This is a genomic window from Actinomycetospora aurantiaca (assembly GCF_037401875.1).
Taxonomy (GTDB): Bacteria; Actinomycetota; Actinomycetes; order Mycobacteriales; family Pseudonocardiaceae; genus Actinomycetospora; species Actinomycetospora aurantiaca.
The window spans coordinates 1-18840 of record NZ_JBBEGN010000007.1; the positions used below are offsets into that span (position 1 = coordinate 1).

The window sequence follows — 18840 nt, forward strand, 5'->3', positions numbered from 1 at the left end:
ATCCGCGCTCAAACACGGGAAAGTGCTCACCTGCGGGTACCGCACACCCATGAAGGCCATCGCCTACCACCAGACCTCCGGTCCGTTCACCGAGATCGACCTGCCCGAGCCGACCCCCGGTCCGCGGGACCTCGTCGTCGAGGTCCGCGCGGTCTCGGTGAACCCGGTCGACACGAAGCTCCACCACGGCGCCGACCCCGGCGGCGAGCCGAAGGTCCTCGGGTTCGACGCCGCCGGGGTGGTCACCGCGGTCGGCGACGAGGTGACGCTGTTCGCCGTCGGCGACGAGGTGATGGAGGCCGGGTCGATCCTCCGCCCGGGCACGAACGCGCAGTACCACGTGGTCGACGAGCGGATCGTCGGCCGCAAGCCCTCGACGCTCGACTGGGCCGAGGCGGCCGCCCTGCCCCTCACCGCGATCACGGCGTGGGAGTCGCTCTTCGACCGCTTCCGCCTTCCTGACGGCCGGTCGCGCACGCTGCTCGTCATGGGCGCGGCCGGCGGGGTCGGGTCGATGGTGCTGCAGTACGCCCGGGCACTGACCGACCTGACCCTGATCGGCACGGCGTCCCGGGAGGCGTCGCGGGACTGGGCGACCGCGATGGGGGCCCACCACCTGGCCGACCACCACGACCTCGTCGCCTCCGTCCGCGAGGTCGCCCCCGACGGCGTCGACCTCGTGTTCTCGCCGTTCACCGAGGGGATGATCGAGACCTACGCCGAGCTGCTGAACCCGGGTGGCGGCATCGTCGCGATCGACGAGCCGGAGGGCCTGGAGACGCTGCCGCTGAAGGACAAGAGTCTGGCCCTGCACTGGGAGCTGATGTTCACGCGGCCGATGTTCGAGCCCGCGGACATGGTCGCCCAGCACGAGCTGCTGGACCGCACCGCGGAGCTGGTCGAGGCCGGGACGATCCGCACCACGCTCTCCGACCGGCTCGACGGCCTCACCCCGGAGACCCTGCAGCGCGCCCACGAGCTGGTCGAGAGCGGGCGGATGACCGGCAAGGTCGCGATCACCGTCTGAGGCCGGCCAGGAAGTGCGCCGTCTCCCGGGTCGCGGGGTAGAGGGCGCGGTAGTGCTCGTGCATCGCGTCGTGGAGCTCCCGGGTCGCAGGGTCCGGCTCCACGGTCCCGACGACGGGATTCCACGCCGCGATGTCGGGCTCGTTCCCGGTGGCCACCGCCGCCAGCCAGGCGTCACCGAGCGCCGCGCCGGTCGTGTCGGCCGGGACGTCCTGGGGCAGACCGGTCACGTCACTGACGATCTGCGTCCAGACCCCGCCGGTCGTCCCGCCGCCCACCGCCACGAGGCGCGGGTCGGCCGCGGGGAACGCCGCGAGGTTGTGTCGCACGCCGTGCGCGATGCCCTCCAGAGCGGCGCGGTAGATCTCCGGCGCGCCGTGCTGCGTGGTCAGGCCGATCAGCACCCCGCGGGCGTCCGGGTCGAAGATCGGCGTGCGCTCGCCGGCGAAGTAGGGGAGGAGCAGCAGACCGCCCGCGCCGGCCGGGACCTCGCCGGCCGCGGCGGCCAACGAGGTGTGGTCCCCGCCGCCGAGATCGCGGACCCACGTGGTGACCGCGCCTCCGGTCGCCATCCCGGCCGCCGCCGTGAACGAGCCCGGCCGGACCCCGCGGGCCGACCACAACGTCTCGTGCCGGGCCGGGGCGTCCGCGGTCTGGACCAGGAACATCGTCGTGCCGTACATGACCATCGTGTCGCCCGGCCCGGACACACCCACCGAGGCCGCCTCCGCCCACGCGTCGATGGTCCCGACGGTGACCGGGGTGCCCTCGCGCAGCCCGGTCTCCGCCGCGGCGGCCGCGGTGACCTGCCCGGCGACCTCGGTGGGCCACGCCAGCCGGGGCAACGCGAGGCCGGGCGCGACCTCGTCCGCCAGGTCGGCCGCCCAGTCCGCGGCGTCGAGGTCGTACAGCGGGTCGCACTGGCTGGCCGAGTGGTGGTCGAGGACGTACTCGCCGGTCAGCCGGTGCACCAGGAACGAGCTGGCCATGAGCAGCATCGCCGTGGCGTCCCAGACCTCCGGCTCGTGACGACGCAGCCACGCGATCTTCGGGCCGACCGCCTGGCTCGACAGCGGCGTCCCGCCCCGGCGCAGGATCTCCGCCGCGCCGAACCGCTCGGTCAGCTCCGCGACCTCCCGGGACGCCCGCGTGTCGACGCCGTAGAGGATCGCCGGACGCAGCGGACGGCCGCCGGCATCGGCGGGCAGGAGGACCGGGCCGATCCCGCTGACCCCGACCGCGTCCGGCGTCCCGCCGAGCTCGCGGACCAGGCGTACGGCGTCGTGCCACCACACGCCCTCGGCGTCGTGCTCCACGTGCCCCGGCGCCGGGTACGACGTCGCGTGCTCCACCTGGGCGCGGGCCAGGACGGTCCCGTCGTCGCCGACGAGCACACCCTTCGAGCTCGACGTCCCGACGTCGATGCCGAGGTACGTCGGCATCTCAGCCGAGGTCGATCCGCACGCCGTCCAGCTCCAGGACGTCGACCTCGACGTACCGGCCCTCGGCGAGCGCGAGGATCGTCGTCGGGCCCTCGGGGTCGACGAGCACGTAGTGGCCGATCCCCGCCGACGCGTACTCGGCCGCCTTCATGATCCGATCGGTCCGCCGGGAGCCGGGGGAGAGGACCTCGACGGCGATCCGGACCTCGTCGGCGTCGCACCTCGCCCGCCGGTCCACGATGTCGGCCGGGACCACCACGACATCGGGTACTCGCACCGTCGGGAAGGGGTCGCCCTCGACGACGATCTCGACCTCGATCAGCGTGGCCGAGGAGGTCGGCACCTGCTCGTCCAGCGCACGAACGATCCGCGCGACCGCGCGGCCGTGGATGAACCGCGCCCGGGGAGTCACGACCAGGACCCCTTCCACGAGCTCGACGTGATGGAGCTCGTCGGACGGGAGCGCGTCCCAGTCAGCGAGCTCCAGCAGCCGCGAGGGAGCGGAGTAGCTGATGCTCATGTCACCTCCCCGGTCGCCGCTCATGCTCGCACCTTTCCGACGTCGGGTGGGTCCGTTCCGCGACACCGCTCAGAGCGTCGACGACCCGCCGTCCCACGTCAGGCGCAGGGCCTGCTCGACGGTCGCGAACGCGACACCGAGGATCTCGGACCTGGTGTCGACCTCGGTGGCCCCGCGGAACAGCCGGGCGGTGCGGTCCAGGGGATCGAGGACCAGCACTTCCCGGACACCGAGCTCGGCGTACCAGGGCAGTTTCGCGAAGGTCTCGTCGCCCGGCGACAGGATCTCCACGACCAGCTCGGCGCTCTCCGCGCCGCGGGAGGACCCGGCGTCGGGACGACGGTAGAGCTGGTCGGGGACCCGGTAGTCGTCCCGGGTCCGGAACAGCCCCGTCTCCATGCGCGGGACGAGGCCCCGCGCCTTCGCGAGGGGCCCGAGGACGAGGAACACCTCCGCGGAGAGCTCCTGGTGGGGGTCACCGGGCGGGGGCACCATGTGCAGGACCCCGTCCCAGAGCTCGTCCTTCCGGTCCAGACCCAGGCGGCGCCGCTCGTCCAGCAGCACCTCCGGGACGACGGCTCTCATGGCTCGAGGGTAGGTCGCACGGTTCCTCCATCCCAGCCCCTTCCGACGTGGCTCGTCGGACGGGGCGACGCACGGTCCCCGCGATCGGTTCCGGTCAACTCCGATAGGCGTTGATCGCGTCGTGCACGTACTGGGCGAGGCCGGGCTCGAGGTCGTCGTAGGTCTTCGCGAAGCGCTCGTCCTGGACATACAGGCAGGCGAGGTTGCGGTGCATCTCCGGCGAGAGGTCGTAGAACCGCTCGTGGATCTGCCGCCCGTGCGCCTCGGCGGCGGCCCGGGCCGCCTCCGAGTCGGGCGCGGCGCCGGACCGCTTGGCCGCCACGAACGCCGCGTTGACCGCGTCCGTCTCCGCCTTGATCGCGACCCAGTCGTCCTTCGTGTACCGCGCGGTCCGCTCCTGCGACTGGCGCCACTGCTCGGTGTCGCCCCAGCGCTCGCGCGCCTCGGCCTGGTACTCGTCCTTGAATCCCTCCCCGAAGAGCTCCCTGCGCTCCTCGCGGGTCAGCTGTATTCCGTTCATCTCCGCCTCCAGGGCCCGGTCGATGGCCACGACGAGGTCGGTGAGCTCGTCGAGCCGGTGGGTGACCGCGTCCCGCTGCCGCCGCAGGTGTCCGGAGATGTCCGCGGCCGGGTCGTCGAGGAGGACGGCGATGTCCTCCAGGGCGAACCCGAGCCGGCGGTAGACCACCACGTGCTGCAGGCGGGTGACGTCGGACGGGGCGTAGAGGCGGTAGCCCGACGCACTGCGACCGCTCGGGCGCAGCAGCCCGATCTGGTCGTAGTGGTGCAGGGTCCGCACCGTCAGCCCGTAGCGCTCGGCCACCTGGCCGACGGTGAGCGCCGTGTCCGTCATCCCGGTCATGATGTCCAGGTTCCGGGCTGACGTCGCGTGAGGGTCAAGTTCCGGGGCGAGCGAAGCGACGGGAGAGCATGCAGATCAGAGATTCCCGGTCGACCGACCTGGACGTCCTCGTCGCGATCTGGCGGCGCGCGGTGGAGACCACCCACGACTTCCTGACGACGGCGGAGGTCGACGGGTTCGAGCGCCGGCTGCGCGACGAGCTGCCGCGGGCGGCGGTGCGCGTCGCGGTCGGTCCCGACGACGAGGCGTGGGGCTTCCGCAGCGGGCTCGGCGGCGACGTCGCGATGCTCTTCGTCGACCCCGCCGTCCACGGGCAGGGCGTGGGCACGGCCCTGCTCGACGACGTCCGCGCCCCGATCCTCACCGTCGACGTCAACGAGGAGAACCCGTGGGCCCGCGACTGGTACCGGCGGCGCGGCTTCGTCGAGATCGGGCGGTCGGAGACCGACGGCGACGGGCTGCCCCACCCGCTGATCCACCTGCGTCGTGTCACCCCACCGTGAACGGCCCCGCGCGCCACGCGGCCCCGGGAGCGGTCACAATGTGTCGTGGGGGATGAACGTGCAGTGGCAAGAGGAACGATGGTGAGCAACGACGGAAGCACGGTCCTACCCGACCTCGCCCCGCCTCGGGCGTTCGACCAGGCGTGCCGGATGGTCGTCGACTACCTGGCCGCCACGCTGCCGCTCGGCGCCTGGGCGGTGACCCGGGTGGCCGCCGGCTGGCAGACGGTGCTGGTGGCCCACGATCGTGACTACGGGCTGCAGCCGGGCTGGGGCAACCGCTGGTCCGCCACGATGTGCCGCACCATGGTCACCGGCGAGACGCCGCGCATCGTGCCGGACACCACCTGGGTCCCCGCCCTGGCGGTCCCGGCCGAGACCGCCGCCGCGGCCGACGTCCCGGTCGCGGCCTACGTCGGCACCCCGATCGTGCACCCCGACGGCGAGCTCTTCGGCACCCTGATCGGCATCAACCAGCAGCCGGTGGACGCCGGGTTCGTCGCCCACGAGGGCCTGCTCGACCTGCTCTCCAGCCTTCTCTCCAGCGTGCTGGAGGCGGACACGAACACCGTCGACTCCGCCCGTGAGCTCGAGCGTGCCGTGTCCGACGCCGAGACCGACCAGCTCACCGGGTTGCTCAACCGGCGCGGGTGGACCCGGTGGCTCGAGCGCGAGGAGGAGCGCTTCCGGCGGTTCGGCGACCCGGCCTGCGTCCTGATGATGGACCTGGACGGCCTCAAGCAGGTCAACGACACCCAGGGCCACGAGGCGGGGGACCGCTACCTCCAGCGCACCGCCGAGACCCTGCGCCGGGCCACCCGGCACGGCGACCCGCTGGCCCGCCTCGGCGGCGACGAGTTCGCGATGGTGGCCACCATCGGACCCGACGACGCCGGGCCCCTCGTGGCCCGCCTGCAGCGGGTCCTCGACGACGCCGGGACGCCGTGCTCGATCGGTGTCGCCCCGGTCGGGGTGGCGTCCGGGTTCTCGGAGGCGATCTCCGAGGCGGACGCCGCCATGTACGACGACAAGCGGGCCCGCAAGGGCCGGTCGGGCAGCACCGACGCCTGAGCCCGCGCGACTCACACCGTGACCGCGCGCTCCCCGTTCGCCAGCGTCGCGATGACGACGCTGCCCAGCGGACCGTGCTCGTCGAACACCGTCGTCGTCGCGCAGGCGATCCCGTCGTCCTCGATCCGCGACTCCGCGTGGTGGCCGACGCCGGACCCGCGGGCGGGCACCCGGGTCAGCGTGAGGGTGAGGTCGGCGTTGATGTACTCGACGCCGAGCGTCCCCCAGCTCGAGGTGAGGTTGGCGGCGTCCGCGACGGCGGCCACGTGGGCCAGTCCGCTCGGCTCCTCGCCCTCGACGATCGGCGCGACCGGGAACCAGGTGGTCTTGCGCGCGACGTTCGCGTGCCGCGTGCGGTCGACCGACCAGCCGTCGTCGCTGCGGTAGACCGTGGGTTCGTCCGGGTCGGGCGCCAGGTCGTGCGGGGGTGGGGCCGGGGTGCCGGGCAGCGGGGCCGTCCACGTCGTCCCGGCGGTCGGCCCGCCGGTGGCCAGCAGCAGGAGCGAGGCGCGGGCGACCGGCCGATCGTCCTGCACGAGCGCCACGTCGACCAGGCGGAGGCGCCGGCCGCTGCGGAGCACGGTCGCCGTCGTCGTGACCGGTCCCATCGCCGCAGGCCGGAAGAGGTCCAGCGTCCAGCGGACGGGCCGGAACCGCTCGGGGTGGTCGAGGTCGTCTGCCGCCCGTTCGGCGGCGCGGGCGAGGACGGCGCTGACCGCGGTGCCCCGGATCTGCTCCGGTCCGTCGGCCCCGCCCCAGCCGCTGCGGGCGCGGCGCAGCGGCACCAGGAGCTCGCCGTCGGCGCGGAAGAACGCCGTGGATGATCGCACCCCGCTACCCGTACGCACCCGGGCGGGCATGGTCAAATCGGCCCGGGTGCCGAGTGCGACGTCAGGCATCGTCCGGGCGCCTGCGACGTGCTTCCTGCCGCACTCGGCGCGGTCAGGCGTCGGCCGCGGCCTCCAGGAGCTCGAGCAGCGACGCGAACTCGTCGCCCGGGCCGAAGGAGACGTCGGAGGCGTCCCCTGTCGAGAAGCCGTGGGTCGGCGTCCAGCGCACGGTGTGGAGGTGGCGCTGGCCCAGCCACAACCCGCCGTCGGGCCACCACTCGAAGATCACGGCGTCGGCGCACGGGTGGAAGCCGAGACCGGTCTCGTCGGTGAGCCCGTCGTGCACGGCGTAGAGCGCGAGGAGCTCGTCGACGACCGGGCCGGGGACCCCCGCCGCGTGCGCCCGCTCGGCGAACACCGCCCGGTCGGCCTCCGGGGCGGGCGTGGCCGGGTCGCCGTCGAGGATCCGTCGGACGACGTCGGTCAGGTCGGTCACGCGGCGCAGTATCGCGGCCGGCCGTTCCGAGCGAAGGGCACCCTCGCTCGGACAGGCGGGCGAAGGGCGCCCACCGCCCACCGGGCGCCGGCTGGCGAAGGGCGCCCACCGGCGGGTAGATCGACTGAGGGTGCCCGTCGCTCAGCAGGGGCGGGCGGGCATCCTCGGACCGTGCAGGCGTGGGAGGAGCGGGAGGAGCGGTTCGCCGGCTACCGGCGGGCGGGGCTGCGCGTGCCCGGGTTGACGGAGCTCCGCCCGGCGGACGAGGGCACGGACGAGTTCCCCTTCGACGGCCCGGTGCACGTGCTGACCGCGTACGACCCGGGTCCCGCGCGATACGGGGCCGCCGAGAACGAGCGTCGTCAGCAGGCCCTGCTCGAGGACCTGCCGGCCGGGGTGCAGCGGTGGAGCGCGGTGGCCGGCGCCGAGGACGGTTCGCACGCCGAGGCCAGCGTGGTCGTTCGCGGGCTCACCGACGCGCAGGCTCTCGATCTCGCCCGCCGCCACGGGCAGGACGCCGTCTTCCGCTGGACCGCGGAGGCCTGGTCGATCCTGCCCTGCGACGGCGGGCCGCCGGTGCACCAGGGGTGGCGGACGGTGCGGTGAACCGGCGGTCTAGCCGTCGTCGTCCCCGTCGTCGTCCCCGTCGTCGTCCCCGTCGGCGTCCTGCGGCGGCGCCGGCGCGGGTGCCTGCGTCTGGGCCGGTGCCTGCGGTGCCGTGCCCCCGGGGACGGGGGCGGGCACGACCTGGCTGGTGGGCGGCGGCACGGCCGGGGTGTCGTCGTCATCGTCGTCGGCCTCGGCGGCATGGCCGAAACCGGTGAGGACGGCGACGAGGCAGAAGATCGCCCCGAGGACCCCGAGCGTGTTCGTGATCCGTTCCCTGGTCATTCGACAGAGGGTGACCGCCGTCACGCCGTCGCGTCAAGATTCACAGGCCATTCCTGCGGAGGTCAGCCGCGCCCCGCCAGGTCGAGCACGTAGGCGGCATCGGGGTCCGCCGCAGCGGCCCGGGGCAACCGGTCGAGGTCGCGCGCGGCGTCGTCCACCTGCCGGACCCGTGCGACCGTCCAGTCCGCCACCCCCTCCGGGACCGCGTCGGCCAGCACGCCGCCGGCCGCCCAGAGGTAGGGCTCCACGGTGAGCCAGCCCTCGGCGGACAGCTCCGCGTCCGGCGTCACCCGGCCGCTCGCGAGCAGCACGAAGACCCACACGTCGCAGCGCAGGATCGTCGTGCCGCCGGCCGCGTCGGTGCGGCCGCCCACCGTGGTGAGCCCCGGCCGGTCCGCCGCCTGGTCGAGGCGCGCCGCGCCGCCGGGCTGCGTCGAGGTCACCGCGAGCGCGAACCCGGTGCGCACCCGGTCCCCGACCCCCAGCCCGACGTACTCCCCGTCGCCCAGCATCCACGCCGGCACGACCGCCGACACCCGCCCGTCGAGCACCACCGTCGACCCTCCCCCCGACGCGACCATCTCACCCGATCCGCGAGGGCCGGTGCGTGCCGGGGACCCCGACCGGGAGGAGCCCGACGACGAGCACGAGGTCCTCGTCGACGTCCGGGGGCACCTCGGTGAGCTGCCGGACCGGACCGGGCCGCCACGAGAGCCGGGAGGACAGCCGGAGCCCGGTGACCCGGTAGCGCTCGCGGCACAGCGCCACCTGCTCGCCGAGCTCAGTCCCGGGCGCGAGGTCCGGGTCGAGGTACAGCGCCCCGGCCAGCGCGACCGGACCCTCGGTCGGGGGCACCGTCGACCAGAACAGCGGGAACAGGCGCTCGCCCGCGTCGAGCACGCTCACCGGCTGGGGACCACCACCGCTCGTCGGGATCGCCGTGAGCACCGTGCCGCGGGCGCTCACCAGCCCCAGGTCGTCGTGCGCCCAGCCGTCCACCCCGGGCCCGGCCGGGAGGCGCTCCGCCACGAACAGCGCCGGCGCCACGTCGATCTCGTCCCCGGGCGCCAGCCCCCGCAGGTCCGGGTCGTCGAGGAACGTGCGCGGCAGCTGGACCGCCAGCTCGTCGGTCCGGGTGTGCCGGGTGACGACCTGCTCCGGCCGCTGCCGCTGCCCCGCGACGCGTACCGGTCGGCGCCGGGGACGGCGCGGCGCCGGGCCCCTCACGCCATCCTGCCGGGCGACGCGCCGTCGGCCGGATCGGCGGGGTCGGCGGGGTCGGCGAGGTCGACGGCGAAGAACGCCCGGCCGTCCTCGTCGGGGCCGTCGTCGGGGAGCTCCCGGATCGGGACCCCCACCACGCGGTCGCCCTGCGGGACGTGGCGGCGCAGCGCCCGCACCACCCACGGCCGGGCGGGCTCGCCCCGGAGCGACGTGCCCCCGGCGACATAGAGCAGCCCCGCGACCTCGAGCCGGGTCCCCGGCCGCACGTCGGCCCCCTCGGACAGCGCCCAGCTCCGGCCGAGCACCTCCAGCGAGCCCGGCGAGCACAGCGGCTGACCGGGCGGCCGGCCCACCGTGCCGCGGGCCTCGACGCCGCCCCGCTCGTCGGTGTGCCACCGGTCGGCCCCGACGTACGCGCGGCGCACCTCGTGGTCGGCGATCGCGAGCACGAGCCGGACGACGTCGCCGCGTCGGGTGCGCTGCAGCAGGCCCGTCGCCGCCGGGTGGATGCGCGCGGTCAGGGTTACGCCGTCCCACCCCGGCAGTGACAGGGGGAACCGGCTCGGACCCACGATCGGACGGGGTGGACGGGTGGGGCGTGCGGTCGCGGTCACGGTGGCTCCTCGGGGACGACGGTCTCGTCCCCTTGGAGTGCGCCGCGCCCCGATCGGTTCCGGGGAATTCCCGCGAACCGGCTCAGGCCGGGCGCACCGTCGCCCCGCGCAGGCGCAGCCCGCCCGGACCGCGGCTCGCGGGCCCGGACACGACGACCTCGCTGCCGAGCAGCCGGGCCGCCGCCACGAGCGGGTCGCCCTCGACGTCGTAGCCGGCGAGGACGCTCTCGACGACGACGTCGGCGCCGGTCTCGTCGAGGACCCGCAGGACACGGCGTCGCAGGTCGACGCGGTCGAGCCGTCCCCGCACCGTCGCCGTCTCCCCGTATCGGCGCGGGGCGTCCTCGCGCGGCCACTCGTCGCGGGACAGGGCCGCCGGGGCGAAGCTGACCTCGCGGAACCGGGCGCCGCCGAAGGCGGCCGTGCGGGCGACCCGCGCCAGGGCGTCGAGCAGGTCCACGCACGCCTCGCCGAGCAGCGGCGTCGTCCACGGCGGCGGCCGCTCGTTCCACAGGCCGCGGACCAGCTCGAACAGCGCGTCGGTGACCTCGTGCTCCAGCCCGTCGCCGAGCACGCCCTCCTCGCCGACGGCGAACCGCAGCACCGTCGCGGTCCCCTCCGCGTCGAGGCCGACGAGACGGATCCGGGCGGCGCGCTCCACGACGCCCGCGCTGCGCCCCGGCCGGGCCTGGTCCACCAGGTACCGGGCGACGCGCGTGCTCACCAGCTGCACCGCGGCGAGCAGGCCCCGCAGCCCGGCGGCGTCGAGCTCGCCCGGATGGTCGGGCCCGCCCACCAGCCGCACCACCACCGCGTCCGCCATCAGCCGTCCCGGTGCGCCAGGACGGCCCGCCCGCGCGGGGAGAGCTCGTAGCCGACGGGCAGCGAGTGCGTCAGCCCGAGCGCCTTGAGCTTGCGGACGTCCGCCTTGAACGGCGCGGTCTCGCGGCCGAACCCGGCCGCCAGGTCGGGCGCACGACGCCCGGGCTCGCGGGCGATCGCCCGCAGCGTCGCCCAGGTCCACGGGCCGTGGCCGCTGCGGCGGTCCATCGCGTCCAGCCGCGCCGCGACCTGCTCGAGCTCCGGTCCCGACGGCAGGTCGCGCGCGAGCTCGGCGCGCGGGTCCGGCTCGTCGAGCAGGTGGAAGCGCACCCGGTAGAGCGGGGTGTCCTCGGCGGCGTGGCGGCCCGCCTCGGCGAGCGCCGCGGTCGCCGTGTCGAACCCGGCCCGCCGCGCCTCGTCGTCGGTCACCGACCTCGGGTCCACCTGGTCGACCTCGTCGACGTGCAGGCGGCCCACCGCGGTGCGGTAGGGGCGGCCGGCGCGCACCTGCGCCCGCGTCCACCGGCGGAAGGTCAGGTCCACCTCGCCGCGGGCGATCGGTTCCGCGAAGCGCAGGCCGAACAGCACGCCGCGCATTGTGGCGCACCTAGGCTGGGCGGCGTGGTGCAGGACGAGCGACGTCCGGTGACGCGGCCGGAGCGCGTGGTGTGGAACCGGCTCGCGCAGCGGCGCGGCGAGCTGTTCAGCCGCGAACTGGAGCCCGAGCGGCACGCGTGGTGGTGGGCACGTCGCCACGACGGGTGGGCGGGCCGCCTCAACCGCTGGGTCGACCGGCTGCGGGACACGACGCTGGAGAACGTCCCCTACGTCGACCCGACGGCGGCGGCCGACGGCGTGCGGGTGCTGGTGCTGCTGCACGAGCCGGCCGGCGACGCCGAGGACCACTGCGGCTTCGTGAGCCGCTACGCCAACGATGCGGTCTCGGCGAACCTGTACCGCGCGGCGGACCGGGCCGGGTTGGAGCACGCGACGACGCTGCACTGGAACCTCGTGCCGTGGTGGATCGCGAACCCGGCCCACCCACCGCGGCGCCTCGCCGGCGAGGTCGTGCGCGCCCGCCCGCGGCTGGGGGAGTTCCTCGACCTGCTCGGTGGGCCCCCCGCCGAGGTCGTGCTGCTCGGCGCCCCGGCCGCGAAGGCCTGGGACGTCCTCGCCCGCCGGGCCGGGCTGCCGTGGCAGCTCACCACCCCGACGGTCTCCCGCGCCCCGCACCCGAACCCGCTGGTGCACGACCGGCTGGACCCGGTCACGGGACGGCGCAACGGCGATCGTCTCGTCGAGGTCCTGCGCGACGCCGCCCGGGGGGCCCGCGGGGAGACCGTCCGCCCGCCGCGCGCGGCCGCGCAGCGGCGCCGGCCCTTCTAGGCGCCGGCCCGGGCGGTCCCCGCCCGCCGCGCCGGCCCGACCAGGCGCGCGACCTCCCGGGCCGCGCCCCAGCTGAAGGTGACGCCGGCGGTCGCGTGCCCGTAGGCGTGCGCGACCACCCCGTCGTCCCGCCGCTCCAGCTCGACCCGCATCGTCGGGCGCCCCGGCAGCAGCGCCGCGTCCACCCGCAGCATGCGCGCGTCGACCAGGCGCGGTTCGATCTCCCGGCACCACCGCAGGACGTCCGCGGCGAGCTCCCGGTCGGCGCGGCCGTCGGTCCGGCCCGCCTTGCGGACGCCGCCGAGGTGCACGCGGTCAGGGTGCGGGATGATCGAGACCCAGCCCCGGGGGTTCGAGGTGTCCACCAGCAGACGGTCGATGCCCGGGTTCTCGGTCACCACGTACTGCGAGAACACCGGGCGGACCGTCGGGTCGTCGGCCAGCCCGGCCGCCGCCAGGCCCGCGGCGTTCACCACGACGGGCGCGACGGCCAGCGGTTCCGCGAGGTCCTCCACCCGCCGTCGTCGGACCCGGCCGCCGTAGGCCTCGAGGCGGCGCAGCAACCACGGGACGTAGGTGATCATGTCGGTGACGGGGGTGCGGTACCGCTGGCCGACCGTGTACCCCTCCGGGAGCTCGTCGGGGTCGGCGTCGCGCAGGTCCGGGGAGAGGCGGCTCAGCGGTGGCACGGTCCCGTCGGCCGGGCGCAGCGTCAGCCCCTCGACCATCCGGACCCCGGAGCCCGCGACCCGCGCGAGCCCGCAGAGGTCCTGTAACGACTGCTCGGCCCAGGCCAGCGAGCTGGCGAGCGGTGCCAGCGTCAGCGGCGTCCACACCCCGGCGGCGCGGGCCGACGCCGTGGCGGCCGGGTCGTCGGCGGTCCACACCTCGACGCGGTGACCCGTGGAGGCCAGCACGACCGCGGAGGTCAGTCCCACGACCCCGGCCCCGACGACGACGGCGTCGGGCCGGGACGTCGACGAGGTGGAGCCGGGCGGCACGGACGGACAGTAGCCGCCGCTGGGGCGTCCGTGCGCGAGGATCCGGTCGTCTCACCCGAACGGACACGAACCACGCGCCACACGATCCACCCGGAGTGCCCGGCGTCGGAGGTCCGGGGCGAACGACGACGGCGCCCGGGGCCGGGAGGCCGCGGGCGCCGTCGGGTCGGTCGGGGTGATCAGGACTTGAAGGCGTCCTTCACCTTCTCGCCGGCCTGCTTGAGGCTGCTCTTGGTCTGGTCGGCCTTGCCCTCGGCCTCGAGGGACTCGTTGCCCACCGCGCTGCCGGCGGACTCCTTGACCTTGCCCTTGAGCTCCTCGCCCTTGTTCTCGGCCTTGTCGGCGCCGCTCATGGCGTACCCCTTCCGCAGGATGGCGTCGGATCGGGCTCCGATCCGCTCACGTGATCACGTACCCAATCGGCCGGGTGGGGGAACCCCTGCCCGGACGGAGGGCGTCACCGCCCGAGCACCGACCGCCAGCGCTCGCGTTCGGCCGCGAGGGCGTCGGCGGGCAGGTCCGGCTCCCCGGCGAACAGCTCGACGTCCGCGGCGTCGTCGCCGGACCACGTGCCGACCACGCGGCCCCGTCGGATGACGACCGGGGTGATCCAGCCCGCCGTGCGGCTCACCCAGGCACGGTGCTCCGGGTGCAGGACGTGCGGGTCCTTCGTCCCGGGACCGAGGACCCACTGGTCGAACGCGGGCAGGAGACGCACGTCGGTCACGACCTCGGGCGGGGAGACGAGCTCGTCGAGGTCCGCCGTGCGGGCGTGGAGCGTCGTGACGTCCGCGGGGTCGTCGTCCGGGTGCATCGCGACGGGGGTGATCAGCCCCTCCTCGGTGAGCTCGGCGAACCAGCGCCGCAGGGTGCGCCGCGGGGTGGCGCCGCGCAGCAGCCAGGCGTCGAAGGTCTCCGGGCTCGCGGGACCGTGGGCGTCCAGGTAGGCCGGGACGACCGAGCGTGCCGCGGTGTCGGCGTCCGGCAGCCCGGACCAGGGCGGAGCCGCGAACGTGGGGCGGCTGCCCCGCGGTGGCCCGTTGACCAGCAGTCCCTGCCACGCCAGCGGCTTCAGCACGGTGCCCCAGCCGGAGGACAGCCGCGCGGCGAGCGTGGCCGGGACGTGGGCGGCGAACGCCGCGACCAGCTCGTCGCGGGTGGGAGTGGTGTCGGCCAGCACGTCGACCACGAGCTCCGCGAGCCGCGCGACCTCGTCCGCGGTGGCGAACTCGCGCTGCCACGCCCCCTTCTCCCACGAGCGCGCCGCCGCGAGCAGGGCGAGCAGGGCCGGTGCGGCCGCCGTGTCCAGCAGGTGCAGCGTGCCCCGGGCGGCCCAGGTGCGCACCAGCGAGCCGTCGGCGAGCCCGGCCCGGACCGTCGCGGGAGCCGGCCCCCGCACGGCGACGGCCTGCTCCGCGGAGGACGTGACCTGCGCCTGCACGCCGAGCAGCCGTGCGGCGACCTCGACCGGCGACGCGGCCGAACCGTCCGGCCCGCCGGCGAGGAAGTGCCGGTGCTGGCGCCGGGCGAGCGCCTGCGACCAGGGGACGACCGGCACCTCGCTCACCGCCGGGTCACCGCCTCACCGCTGGGTGAAGCCGTCGAGCCCCGCGGGCTCGGCCTCGCTGACGTCCACCCCGGTGACCTCGGCCCGGGCCGGCCCCTCGTGCGCCCACCGCACCATGCTCCCGACCGCGTCCTCGGCGCCCTCCACCAGCATCTCGACCGTGCCGTCGGACCGGTTGCGGACCCACCCGGCGACGCCGAGCCGCTGCGCCTCCTGCTCCGCGCTCGCGCGGAAGAACACACCCTGGACGGTGCCGTGGACGACGAGGTGCCGGGCGCTCATGAGCAGCTCCGTACCCTGACGGCAGCCGGGTGATGCCGCTTGCCCGTCGATCGAACGTGTGTTCGACTGTAGCCCATGACGGCCGTGTTCACCCCCTCCCTGTTCGACGACGTCGCGCTCCACGGGCCCGGCGCCGGTCCCTCGTGGTCGGGCGCGCACCGGACGCGGCTCGACGAGCGGTCCTGGGTGGACGTCGTGCCCGGCTGGCTACCGGGCGCCGAGGAGTGGTTCTCCCGGCTCGTCCGGGAGGTGCCGTGGAACCAGCGGCGGCGGAAGATGTTCGACCAGGAGATCGTCGAGCCGCGGCTCACGTGCGGGTGGGCGCTGGACGAGGCGCCCGGCCCGGCGCCGGAGCTGGGGGCGGAGCTGTCCGCACGCTACGGCGAGGCGTTCGACCGGGTGTCGGCGAACTTCTACCGCGACGGCGCGGACTCGGTGGCCTGGCACGGCGACCGGGTCCGCTTCACCCATCCGTCCCCCGTGGTCGCGATCGTGTCGCTCGGCGCCCCGCGTCGGTTCGGCCTGCGTCCGGTGGGTCCCGGGGCGGGCACCACCCGGTGGTTGACCGTCTGCGGGGGAGACCTGCTGGTCATGGGCGGGCGCTGTCAGCACGAGTGGCAGCACACCGTGCCGAAGGACCCCGGGGCCGGGCCGCGGATCAGCGTGACCTTCCGGCACTCCGACCCCGGCCCGGTCGCCGCGCGCTCCGAGCGGGCGCGGGAGATCCCGGCGTGGGCCCTGCGGTGAGCCCGGGCGCTCTCAGACCGGGATCTCCGCGGTGTCGCCCTCGGCGCGGGGCCCGACGATGCGCCGCTCGGCCTCGTCGATCCGCAGGTCGTTGATGCTCGCCTCGCGTCGGCGCATCAGACCGTTCTCGGCGAACTCCCAGTTCTCGTTGCCGTAGCAGCGCCACCACTGCCCGTCGTCGTCACGGCACTCGTACTGGAAGCGCACCGCGATGCGGTTCCCGCCGAACGTCCAGAGGGCCTTGCGCAGCGCGTAGTCGAGCTCGCGCTCCCACTTGCGGGCCAGGAAGGCCACCACCTCCGCGCGTCCGTGCACCCACTCGTCCCGGTTCCGCCACACCGTGTCCGCGGTGTAGGCGAGGGCGACCCGCTCGGGGTCGCGGGTGTTCCAGGCGTTCTCCGCGGCGAGCACCTTGCGGGCCGCGGCCTCGGCGTCGAACGGGGGGAACGGGGGGCGGGGCTCCTCGGACGGGCTGTTCATGACGAGCAGCTCACCACGGCGCGCGCGTCGCCGTCCGGGCCGCGCCCCGGCGGTCGGTAGCGTGCCGCGGGAGTCGGGTGAGCGGAGCGGGACGATGCGGGTGCTGGGTGTCGACCCGGGGCTGACACGGTGCGGTCTGGGCGTGGTCGAGGGCGGCGGCGGACGGGAGGTCCGGGCCGTCGCCGTGGACGTGGTGCGCACGCCGCCCGACGACGACGTGGCCGCCCGGCTCGGCGCGATCGCCGACGCGGTCGAGCGCTGGATCGCCGAGCACCGCCCGGACGTCGTCGCCGTGGAGCGGGTGTTCAGCCAGCACAACGTCCGCTCGGTGATCGGCACCGCGCAGGCCGGCGGCGTCGTGGCCCTCGTGGCCGGCCGGGCGGGGCTGCCCGTCGCGTTCCACACGCCGTCGGAGGTGAAGGCGGCCGTGACCGGCTCGGGCCGGGCGGACAAGGCGCAGGTGACCACGATGATCACCCGGGTCCTCGCCCTCGACGCCGCGCCGAAGCCGGCCGACGCCGCGGACGCGCTCGCGCTCGCCGTCTGCCACTGCTGGCGCGCGCCCATGGCCGCGCGGATGGCCGAGGCGCAGGCCCGGGCCGCCGAGGTGTCCCGGGTGCACGCCGCCAAGCTGGCGGCCGCGACCCGCCGCCGGGCGCGGTGAGGTCCCCCGACCGCGTGACGGCGGGTCGGGAGGGTGCCGTCGGACCCCCGCGGTAGCGTGTCGAACACGTGTTCGTGAGCGTGAGGAGCGGGCGATGATCTCGTCGGTGCGCGGGGAGGTCCTGTCGGTGGGGCTCGACCACGCCGTGGTCGAGGTCGGCGGGGTCGGGATGGCGGTGCAGGCCACGCCCACCACGCTGGCGGGGCTGCGCCGCGGGCAGAGCGCCCGGCTGGAGACGGCGCTGGTCGTCCGCGAGGACTCGCTCACCCTGTTCGGGTTCGCCGATGCCGCCGAACGCGAGCTGTTCGGGCTCCTGCAGACCGTCACCGGGGTCGGGCCGCGACTCGCGCTCGCCACCCTGGCGGTGCTCGACCCCGCGGCCCTGTCGCGGGCGCTGGCCGACGGCAACCTCACGACGCTGATGAGCGTGCCGGGCATCGGCCGCAAGGGGGCCGAGCGGCTGGTGGTGGAGCTGCGCGACAAGGTGGCCCCGCCGGAGGCGGCCGGGGCCGAGCAGCTCGGCGCGGAGGACCTCCCGTCCGGCTCCGTCGTCGCGTCCGGGACGATGCGCGACCAGGTGGTCGAGGCCCTCGTCGGCCTCGGGTTCGCCGCGAAGCCGGCCGAGAAGGCGGTGGACGAGACGGTGGGCGCGCTCGGGGAGGACGCCGGCTCGTCGGCGGTGCTGCGGGCGGCCCTGCACCGCCTGGGCCCGAACCGGTGAGCGGCGACGAGCTCTCCGCCGACCTCGAACGCGCCCTCGCGGCCACCCGGGAGGTCGGCGAGTCCGACCTGGAGAACCGGCTGCGGCCCGCCCGGCTCGAGGAGTTCATCGGGCAGCCGCGCGTGCGCGAGCAGCTCGACCTCGTGCTGCAGGGGGCGCTGCGTCGCGGCAGCCCGCCCGACCACGTGCTGCTCTCCGGGCCGCCCGGCCTCGGCAAGACCAGCCTCGCGATGATCATCGGCACCGAGCTGGGCAGCGCCGTGCGCATCACGAGCGGGCCGGCCCTGGAGCGCGCGGGCGACCTCGCCGCGATGCTGTCCAACCTCGTCGAGGGCGACGTCCTGTTCATCGACGAGATCCACCGGATGGCGCGGCCCGCCGAGGAGATGCTCTACCTCGCGATGGAGGACTTCCGGGTCGACATCGTGGTGGGCAAGGGACCGGGCGCCACCTCCATCCCGCTCGACGTCGCCCCGTTCACGCTGGTCGGGGCCACCACGCGCGCGGGCTCGCTCACCGGCCCGCTGCGCGACCGGTTCGGCTTCACGGGGCACATGGAGTTCTACGACCCGGAGGACCTCGAGCTGGTCGTGGCACGCAGTGCCCGGATCCTCGACGTCGACCTGGTGGCCGACGGCGGCCGGGAGATCGCGCACCGCTCACGCGGGACGCCCCGGATCGCCAACCGGCTGCTGCGCCGGGTGCGCGACTACGCCGAGGTGCGTGCCGACGGGCGGGTGACCCGCGAGGTCGCCCGCGCCGCCCTCGCCGTGTACGACGTCGACGAGCTGGGCCTCGACCGGCTGGACCGGGCGGTGCTCGGCGCGCTGGTGCGGTCCTTCGGCGGCGGGCCCGTCGGGGTCTCGACGCTGGCCGTGGCGGTGGGGGAGGAGCCGGGCACCGTCGAGGAGGTCTGCGAGCCCTACCTGGTCCGGGCGGGGATGCTGGCGCGCACCCCGCGGGGCCGCGTGGCGACGCCGGCCGCGTGGCGGCACCTGGGGGAGCGGCCCCCCGAACCCGACGTCGCGGACGAACCGGACGCCCAGGGTCCGCCGACGCTGTTCGGCTGAGCTGGCAGACTCGGGGGACAGACCACACCGAGTACC

Annotated in this window: 26 protein-coding genes; 9 read left to right on the forward strand and 17 right to left on the reverse strand. The window is 75.5% G+C overall.

Going from position 1 to position 18840, the window contains the following annotated elements; translation table 11 throughout:
- Positions 1-1027, forward strand: a 1027-nt coding sequence (locus WCD74_RS15335; protein ID WP_337695728.1) for a zinc-binding alcohol dehydrogenase family protein, incomplete at its 5' end; no start/stop codon positions are given.
- Here WCD74_RS15335 and WCD74_RS15340 read toward each other — a convergent pair.
- The 4 genes from WCD74_RS15340 to WCD74_RS15355 all read right to left on the reverse strand — a co-directional run bounded on the left by WCD74_RS15340 (position 1017) and on the right by WCD74_RS15355 (position 4426).
- Positions 1017-2468, reverse strand: a complete 1452-nt coding sequence (locus WCD74_RS15340) for an FGGY-family carbohydrate kinase (RefSeq protein WP_337695729.1) — start codon at positions 2466-2468, stop codon at positions 1017-1019. The genes WCD74_RS15335 and WCD74_RS15340 overlap by 11 nt on opposite strands.
- A gap of 1 nt (position 2469) precedes the next feature.
- Positions 2470-2988, reverse strand: coding sequence for a Uma2 family endonuclease (locus WCD74_RS15345; protein ID WP_337695730.1), 519 nt, complete (start codon positions 2986-2988; stop codon positions 2470-2472).
- A 69-nt stretch (positions 2989-3057) separates the two neighbouring features.
- Positions 3058-3573: a Uma2 family endonuclease gene (locus WCD74_RS15350; RefSeq protein WP_337695731.1), complete on the reverse strand. Its 516-nt coding sequence runs from the start codon at positions 3571-3573 to the stop codon at positions 3058-3060.
- A gap of 94 nt (positions 3574-3667) precedes the next feature.
- On the reverse strand, positions 3668-4426 hold the full coding sequence (locus tag WCD74_RS15355; protein WP_337695732.1) for a MerR family transcriptional regulator: 759 nt from the start codon (positions 4424-4426) through the stop codon (positions 3668-3670).
- A gap of 77 nt (positions 4427-4503) precedes the next feature.
- Between WCD74_RS15355 and WCD74_RS15360 the strand changes: the two genes are divergently transcribed.
- Both WCD74_RS15360 and WCD74_RS15365 read left to right on the forward strand, forming a co-directional pair.
- Positions 4504-4938 carry a GNAT family N-acetyltransferase gene (locus WCD74_RS15360; protein ID WP_337695733.1) on the forward strand — a complete coding sequence of 145 codons (435 nt, stop codon included), beginning with the start codon at positions 4504-4506 and terminating at the stop codon, positions 4936-4938.
- Positions 4939-5019: 81 nt separating this feature from the next.
- Positions 5020-6009, forward strand: coding sequence for a sensor domain-containing diguanylate cyclase (locus tag WCD74_RS15365; RefSeq protein ID WP_373696086.1), 990 nt, complete (start codon positions 5020-5022; stop codon positions 6007-6009).
- Between the two features lie 11 nt (positions 6010-6020).
- Here the strand turns inward: WCD74_RS15365 and WCD74_RS15370 are convergent, their stop codons facing one another.
- Together WCD74_RS15370 and WCD74_RS15375 are read right to left on the reverse strand one after the other, a co-directional pair.
- Positions 6021-6839 carry an acyl-CoA thioesterase domain-containing protein gene (locus tag WCD74_RS15370; RefSeq protein WP_337695735.1) on the reverse strand — a complete coding sequence of 273 codons (819 nt, stop codon included), beginning with the start codon at positions 6837-6839 and terminating at the stop codon, positions 6021-6023.
- 112 nt (positions 6840-6951) lie between these two features.
- Positions 6952-7335 carry a hypothetical protein gene (locus WCD74_RS15375; protein WP_337695736.1) on the reverse strand — a complete coding sequence of 128 codons (384 nt, stop codon included), beginning with the start codon at positions 7333-7335 and terminating at the stop codon, positions 6952-6954.
- Between the two features lie 171 nt (positions 7336-7506).
- Here WCD74_RS15375 and WCD74_RS15380 point away from each other — a divergent pair, with 171 nt between their 5' ends.
- A complete protein-coding gene (locus WCD74_RS15380) occupies positions 7507-7941 on the forward strand; it encodes a DUF3293 domain-containing protein (protein ID WP_337695737.1) in 435 nt (144 codons plus the stop codon).
- A gap of 9 nt (positions 7942-7950) precedes the next feature.
- On the opposite strand, the gene WCD74_RS15385 is transcribed toward WCD74_RS15380, so the two are convergent.
- The 6 genes from WCD74_RS15385 to WCD74_RS15410 form a co-directional block, all read right to left on the reverse strand.
- A complete protein-coding gene (locus WCD74_RS15385) occupies positions 7951-8226 on the reverse strand; it encodes a hypothetical protein (protein WP_337695738.1) in 276 nt (91 codons plus the stop codon).
- Between the two features lie 62 nt (positions 8227-8288).
- The gene (locus WCD74_RS15390) at positions 8289-8780 is read right to left on the reverse strand and encodes a hypothetical protein (RefSeq protein WP_337695739.1); all 492 of its coding nucleotides are present in this window, start codon (positions 8778-8780) and stop codon (positions 8289-8291) included.
- A gap of 28 nt (positions 8781-8808) precedes the next feature.
- Positions 8809-9453, reverse strand: coding sequence for a hypothetical protein (locus tag WCD74_RS15395; protein WP_337695740.1), 645 nt, complete (start codon positions 9451-9453; stop codon positions 8809-8811).
- Positions 9450-10064 carry a type 1 glutamine amidotransferase family protein gene (locus tag WCD74_RS15400; RefSeq protein ID WP_337695741.1) on the reverse strand — a complete coding sequence of 205 codons (615 nt, stop codon included), beginning with the start codon at positions 10062-10064 and terminating at the stop codon, positions 9450-9452. Before WCD74_RS15400 ends, WCD74_RS15395 begins: the two co-directional genes overlap by 4 nt.
- An 82-nt stretch (positions 10065-10146) precedes the next feature.
- Positions 10147-10887: a hypothetical protein gene (locus tag WCD74_RS15405; RefSeq protein WP_337695742.1), complete on the reverse strand. Its 741-nt coding sequence runs from the start codon at positions 10885-10887 to the stop codon at positions 10147-10149.
- Positions 10887-11483 carry an ASCH domain-containing protein gene (locus WCD74_RS15410; protein ID WP_337695743.1) on the reverse strand — a complete coding sequence of 199 codons (597 nt, stop codon included), beginning with the start codon at positions 11481-11483 and terminating at the stop codon, positions 10887-10889. The genes WCD74_RS15405 and WCD74_RS15410 overlap by 1 nt, the downstream gene beginning before the upstream one ends.
- A 24-nt stretch (positions 11484-11507) precedes the next feature.
- Between WCD74_RS15410 and WCD74_RS15415 the strand changes: the two genes are divergently transcribed.
- The gene (locus WCD74_RS15415) at positions 11508-12272 is read left to right on the forward strand and encodes a uracil-DNA glycosylase family protein (RefSeq protein ID WP_337695744.1); all 765 of its coding nucleotides are present in this window, start codon (positions 11508-11510) and stop codon (positions 12270-12272) included.
- On the opposite strand, the gene WCD74_RS15420 is transcribed toward WCD74_RS15415, so the two are convergent.
- The 4 genes from WCD74_RS15420 to WCD74_RS15435 all read right to left on the reverse strand — a co-directional run bounded on the left by WCD74_RS15420 (position 12269) and on the right by WCD74_RS15435 (position 15122).
- A complete protein-coding gene (locus WCD74_RS15420) occupies positions 12269-13273 on the reverse strand; it encodes an FAD-dependent oxidoreductase (protein ID WP_337695745.1) in 1005 nt (334 codons plus the stop codon). The two genes, WCD74_RS15415 and WCD74_RS15420, sit on opposite strands and share 4 nt — an antisense overlap.
- A gap of 179 nt (positions 13274-13452) precedes the next feature.
- Complete coding sequence (locus tag WCD74_RS15425) at positions 13453-13626, reverse strand: CsbD family protein (protein ID WP_337695746.1); 174 nt, start codon at positions 13624-13626, stop codon at positions 13453-13455.
- Between the two features lie 104 nt (positions 13627-13730).
- Positions 13731-14840, reverse strand: coding sequence for a DNA glycosylase AlkZ-like family protein (locus tag WCD74_RS15430; RefSeq protein ID WP_337695747.1), 1110 nt, complete (start codon positions 14838-14840; stop codon positions 13731-13733).
- A gap of 15 nt (positions 14841-14855) precedes the next feature.
- Entirely contained in the window at positions 14856-15122 is a 267-nt protein-coding gene (locus tag WCD74_RS15435; RefSeq protein WP_337695748.1) for an acylphosphatase, read from the reverse strand.
- Between the two features lie 75 nt (positions 15123-15197).
- Here WCD74_RS15435 and WCD74_RS15440 point away from each other — a divergent pair, with 75 nt between their 5' ends.
- Complete coding sequence (locus WCD74_RS15440) at positions 15198-15869, forward strand: alpha-ketoglutarate-dependent dioxygenase AlkB (RefSeq protein ID WP_337695749.1); 672 nt, start codon at positions 15198-15200, stop codon at positions 15867-15869.
- 12 nt (positions 15870-15881) lie between these two features.
- Here the strand turns inward: WCD74_RS15440 and WCD74_RS15445 are convergent, their stop codons facing one another.
- A complete protein-coding gene (locus tag WCD74_RS15445; protein ID WP_337695750.1) occupies positions 15882-16349 on the reverse strand; it encodes a nuclear transport factor 2 family protein in 468 nt (155 codons plus the stop codon).
- A gap of 94 nt (positions 16350-16443) precedes the next feature.
- Between WCD74_RS15445 and ruvC the strand changes: the two genes are divergently transcribed.
- The 3 genes from ruvC (at position 16444) to ruvB (ending at position 18804) form a co-directional block, all read left to right on the forward strand.
- On the forward strand, positions 16444-17013 hold the full coding sequence (gene ruvC / locus WCD74_RS15450; protein WP_337695751.1) for a crossover junction endodeoxyribonuclease RuvC: 570 nt from the start codon (positions 16444-16446) through the stop codon (positions 17011-17013).
- 94 nt (positions 17014-17107) lie between these two features.
- Positions 17108-17734, forward strand: a complete 627-nt coding sequence (gene ruvA / locus WCD74_RS15455; protein WP_337695752.1) for a Holliday junction branch migration protein RuvA — start codon at positions 17108-17110, stop codon at positions 17732-17734.
- Complete coding sequence (ruvB, locus tag WCD74_RS15460) at positions 17731-18804, forward strand: Holliday junction branch migration DNA helicase RuvB (protein ID WP_337695753.1); 1074 nt, start codon at positions 17731-17733, stop codon at positions 18802-18804. The genes ruvA and ruvB overlap by 4 nt, the downstream gene beginning before the upstream one ends.
- Positions 18805-18840 lie beyond the last annotated feature (36 nt).

Coding starts and splice junctions, on each gene's coding strand:
- WCD74_RS15340 (WP_337695729.1), bottom strand. CDS start 2,468: ATGCCGACGTACCTCGGCATCGACGTCGGGACGTCGAGCTCGAAGGGT.
- WCD74_RS15345 (WP_337695730.1), bottom strand. CDS start 2,988: ATGAGCATCAGCTACTCCGCTCCCTCGCGGCTGCTGGAGCTCGCTGAC.
- WCD74_RS15350 (WP_337695731.1), bottom strand. CDS start 3,573: ATGAGAGCCGTCGTCCCGGAGGTGCTGCTGGACGAGCGGCGCCGCCTG.
- WCD74_RS15355 (WP_337695732.1), bottom strand. CDS start 4,426: ATGACGGACACGGCGCTCACCGTCGGCCAGGTGGCCGAGCGCTACGGG.
- WCD74_RS15360 (WP_337695733.1), top strand. CDS start 4,504: ATGCAGATCAGAGATTCCCGGTCGACCGACCTGGACGTCCTCGTCGCG.
- WCD74_RS15385 (WP_337695738.1), bottom strand. CDS start 8,226: ATGACCAGGGAACGGATCACGAACACGCTCGGGGTCCTCGGGGCGATC.
- WCD74_RS15405 (WP_337695742.1), bottom strand. CDS start 10,887: ATGGCGGACGCGGTGGTGGTGCGGCTGGTGGGCGGGCCCGACCATCCG.
- WCD74_RS15410 (WP_337695743.1), bottom strand. CDS start 11,483: ATGCGCGGCGTGCTGTTCGGCCTGCGCTTCGCGGAACCGATCGCCCGC.
- WCD74_RS15425 (WP_337695746.1), bottom strand. CDS start 13,626: ATGAGCGGCGCCGACAAGGCCGAGAACAAGGGCGAGGAGCTCAAGGGC.
- WCD74_RS15435 (WP_337695748.1), bottom strand. CDS start 15,122: ATGAGCGCCCGGCACCTCGTCGTCCACGGCACCGTCCAGGGTGTGTTC.
- WCD74_RS15440 (WP_337695749.1), top strand. CDS start 15,198: ATGACGGCCGTGTTCACCCCCTCCCTGTTCGACGACGTCGCGCTCCAC.
- WCD74_RS15445 (WP_337695750.1), bottom strand. CDS start 16,349: ATGAACAGCCCGTCCGAGGAGCCCCGCCCCCCGTTCCCCCCGTTCGAC.
- ruvC (WP_337695751.1), top strand. CDS start 16,444: ATGCGGGTGCTGGGTGTCGACCCGGGGCTGACACGGTGCGGTCTGGGC.
- ruvA (WP_337695752.1), top strand. CDS start 17,108: ATGATCTCGTCGGTGCGCGGGGAGGTCCTGTCGGTGGGGCTCGACCAC.